General features: G+C 73.8%; 3 protein-coding genes. All 3 read left to right on the top strand.

Annotated features, from left to right (window positions below; all coding sequences use genetic code 11):
• Positions 1–702: 702 nt before the first annotated feature.
• Positions 703–2,208 carry an endolytic transglycosylase MltG gene (mltG, locus tag CCN39_RS44875; RefSeq protein ID WP_244211305.1) on the top strand — a complete coding sequence of 502 codons (1,506 nt, stop codon included), beginning with the start codon at positions 703–705 and terminating at the stop codon, positions 2,206–2,208.
• A gap of 16 nt (positions 2,209–2,224) precedes the next feature.
• Positions 2,225–3,052: a shikimate dehydrogenase gene (locus tag CCN39_RS44870; protein WP_244211306.1), complete on the top strand. Its 828-nt coding sequence runs from the start codon at positions 2,225–2,227 to the stop codon at positions 3,050–3,052.
• Between the two features lie 59 nt (positions 3,053–3,111).
• Positions 3,112–4,060, top strand: a 949-nt coding sequence (locus tag CCN39_RS44865) for a GrpB family protein (protein ID WP_086852949.1), incomplete at its 3' end; no start/stop codon positions are given.

The following is a 4,060-nucleotide window of genomic DNA, read 5'->3' as shown; positions in this document are numbered from 1 at the left end:
GCCCGCGCCGCCCGCGCCCGCCACGGCCTCGACGAGGGCTCCGAGGTCGACCAGCCGGCCCCCCGCCGACGCCGCGCGGCCCCGGAACCCGCCGAGGCCGAGAGCCGGGCGCCACGGCGCCGTGGCGCGGCCCCGGACCCCGACGACCTCGAAAGCAGACCGCCCCGGCGCCGCGCGGCGCCGGACCCCGACGAAGCCGCCGGCCGGCCATCCCGCTGGCGGCGTGGCGCCCCGGACCCGGACGAGGCCGAAGGCAGGGCGTCCCGCCGACGTGCGGCTCCGGAGCCGGACGAGGTTGAGGGACGGCCGTCCCCGCGGCGCGGGGCACCGGACCCGGATGAGGTCGAGGGCAGGGCGTCCCGCCGGCGTGGGGCTCCGGACCCGGACGAGGTCGAAGGCAGGGCATCCCGCCGACGTGGCGCTCCGGACCCGGATGAGGTTGACGGGCGGCCGTCTCCGCGGCGTGGCGCTCCGGACCCGGGCGAGGTCGAGGGCAGGGCGTCCCGCCGACGTGGCGCTCCGGACCCGGATGAGGTTGACGGGCGGCCGTCCCCGCGGCGTGGCGCTCCGGACCCGGACGAGGTCGAGGGGCGGCGGCGTGCGCTGCCCGAGCGGATCGAACCGGCGCCCGCGCGGCGCCGCCGCGGCGAACCGGATGCGGCCGAGCCCCCGGGGAGCCGGCGTGGCCCCGCCCCCGAGCCGGTGGAAGCCGCCGGGCCGCCGTCCGGCCGTCGGCGGGCCGCTCCCGAGGTGGCCGAGGCCGGCGACTCGCGGCGACGCCGTGCGGCGCTGGAACCCGATGCCGAACCGCCGCTCCGGCGGCCCGCCCAGCCGGGTGACCGGGCCGCAGGCGTGCCCGAACCCGGCGCCGAGCCGCGCCGCCGGCCGCCGGCCCCTCCCGTGCGCGAAGAGCCGGTCACCGATGTCATCCCCGCTCTGTCCCCGGCCGAATCGGTGCCCGCTCCGCAGGACGAGCTCGAGGGCGACGAGTACGCGGACTACGACGAGTACGACGACTACGCGGACTACGACGAGCCGGAGTACGACGAGGAGTACGACGACTACGACGAAGAGCCGGAAAAGCCGCGCAAGAAGGGCAAGCGCGCCCTCGGCTGGGTCGCCGCGATCGCGGTGATCGCCCTGCTCGCGGGCGGTGCCTGGTACGGCTTCAACAAGTTCTTCGGCTACGACGACTTCGAGGGCGCCGGCACCGACGACGTGGTGTTCCAGGTCGAGGACGGCGACACGACGTCGGCGATCGGCGCGAAGCTCACCACCGCGGGCGTCGTCGCCAGCAGCAAGGCGTTCGTCAAGGCGGGCGAGGGCAACCCGAAGCTCGCCCGGATCCAGCACGGCTTCTACGTGATGAAGTCGCACATGTCCGGGGCCAGCGCGGTCGACCGGCTCACCACGCCGGCCTCGCGGGTCGGGCAGCTGGAGATCCGGCCGTACACGCAGTTCGACGACATCACCCAGCCCGACGGCAAGGTCACGCCCGGCGTGTTCAGCCTGATGGCGAAGGCGTCCTGCGCCCAGCTCAACGGCAAGAGCACCTGCATCTCGGCGGACGACCTGCGCAAAGCCGTCGACGCGGCGGACCTCAAGCAGCTCGGCGTGCCGGACTGGGCGATCGAGCCCGCGAACAAGGCCGACCGCAAGGACCGCAGGCTGGAAGGCCTGATCGCGCCCGGCCTCTACGACGTCAAGCCGGGATCGACCGCGCCGGAAATCCTCGGGCAGCTGGTGCACAGCTCGGCCGAGGCGATCCAGAACGCCGGGCTGAGCCCGCAGGGAACCGGCCCGGGGATGACGCCGTACCAGACGCTGATCATCGCCTCGATCATCGAACGCGAGGCGGTGAAAGCCGACTTCGGCAAGCTCTCGCGGGTCATCTACAACCGGCTGAAGATCAACATGCGGCTGCAGATGGACTCGACCGTCAACTACGTGCTGGACCGGCCGACGCTGCTGACCGACGAAGCCGACCGGGCGAAGTCCGGTGCCTACAACACCTACCGGAACACCGGGTTGCCGCCGACACCGATTTCGGTGCCCAGCGCGGAGGCCATCCAGGCCGCGGTGAAGCCGCCGGCCGGGGACTGGGTGTACTTCGTCAAGTGCGAGAAGAACGGCCTGTCCTGCTTCGCGGTCACCAACGACGAGCACAACCAGAACCGCGAACTGGCCAGGCAGCGCGGTGTCATCTGAGCCCCGCAAGGCCGCCGTGCTCGGGAAGCCGGTGGCGCACTCGCTGTCCCCGGTGCTGCACGGCGCCGCGTTCACCGCGCTCGGCCTGACCGGCTGGACCTACGAGCGGATCGAAACGAGCGCCGAGGAGCTCCCGGGCCTGGTCGACGGTCTCGGCCCGGAGTGGGCCGGGTGTTCGGTCACCATGCCGGGCAAGCGCGCGGCGCTGGACCACGCGGACGAGGTGACGCCGCGCGCGGCCGCCGTCGGCGCGGCCAACACGCTGGTCCGCACCGCGCGGGGCTGGCTCGCGGACTGCACCGACGTCGAGGGCGTCACCGGCGCCCTGCGCGCGGCGGGCGGCTACCGGCCGTCCCCCGCGGACACCGCGGTCGTGCTCGGCGCGGGCGGGACGGCCGCGGCGGCGGTCGTCGGGCTCGCCGCCCTCGGCGTCCGGCAGGTGCGGCTGGTCGTGCGTGAACCCGCCCGGGCCGGCGAAACCCTCGACGCCGCGAAGCGGGCCGCGCTCGATGTCGACGTCCTGCGCTGGGCCGACACGGACTTCGCGGCCCTGGGGTCCGCGGCGGTGCTGGTGAACACCGTCCCGCCGGACGCGGTCGCCGCGCACGTCGCCGACCTCGCCGCGGTCGAGCACGTCCTCGACGTCATCTACCACCCGTGGCCGACGCCGCTCGCCGAAGCGGTCGCGGCGCGCGGGGGCCGGCTCGCGACCGGGCTGGACATGCTGCTGCACCAGGCGTTCGGCCAGGCCGAGCACTTCACCGGCCGCCCGGCCCCGCGGGCGGCGATGCGGGACGCGCTGCGCGAAGCGACGGGCAACCTGCTGCCGCTGCCGATCGACTGAAAATCGCTTGCCCGCGTTGATAATCTGGCGGACTGCCTTGCCGAAGGGGGTCTACCGGAATGACCAGTCAAGAAGCGTTGAGCGACGAAGAGCTCCAGAGCGCCTGGGTCGGCGAAGCGCCGAAGCTCAACTCGACCGTCACGCTCGCCGACTACGACCCGGAGTGGCCGCGGCTCTTCGACCGTGAAGCCGAGCGGATCCGCGGCGCACTGGGGGAGCGGGTGCTCGTGCTGGAGCACGTCGGCTCGACGTCGGTGCCGGGGCTGTGCGCCAAGCCGATCGTCGACATCCTCCTGGAGGTCCCGGACTCCGCTGACGAGGACGCCTACGTCCCGGCGCTGGAGGCGGCGGGCTACCGGCTCGTCATCCGCGAGCCCGACTGGGAGAAGCACCGCTGCTTCAAGGGCCCGGACACGAACATCAACCTGCACGTCTACTCGCCGGGCAACGGCCAGACACCGCGCTACCGCCTCTTCCGCGACCGCCTGCGCTCGCACCCGGAAGAGCTGGAGCTGTACGCGGCGAAGAAGCGTGAGCTCGCCGCGAAGACCTGGAAGTACATCCAGAACTACGCCGACGCCAAGACGGAGGTGGTCGAGGAGATCCTCGGCCGCGCGCGGGCCGAGCAGTACGACGACCACAGCGAGGCCTACGCCGAGCACGCGGAGAAGTCCGTCACCAACGCCCTCTACGACCGGCCGGCCATCCTCGACCTCGCCGGGGACGTCGAGGGCAAGCGCGTGCTGGACGTCGGCTGCGCGGCCGGGCACCTGAGCGCGCTCCTCGCCGGGCGGGGTGCCGACGTCCTCGGCGTCGACTCGAGCGCGGGCATGATCGCCGTCGCCCGCCGGAAGTTCGGTGCCGTCGCCCGGTTCGAGGTCGCGGACATCGCCCGCCCCCTGGACCTGCCGGACGCCTCGATCGACGTCATCACCGCGTCGCTCGTGCTGCACTACCTGGCGGACTGGGGACCGGCGCTGGCCGAGTTCCGCCGGGTGCTCGAACCCG

Source organism: Amycolatopsis kentuckyensis, assembly GCF_002155975.1.
GTDB classification, from domain to species: domain Bacteria; phylum Actinomycetota; class Actinomycetes; order Mycobacteriales; family Pseudonocardiaceae; genus Amycolatopsis; species Amycolatopsis kentuckyensis.
Note: the sequence above shows the minus strand (reverse complement) of the source record. Positions and strands in the feature narration are given on the sequence as shown.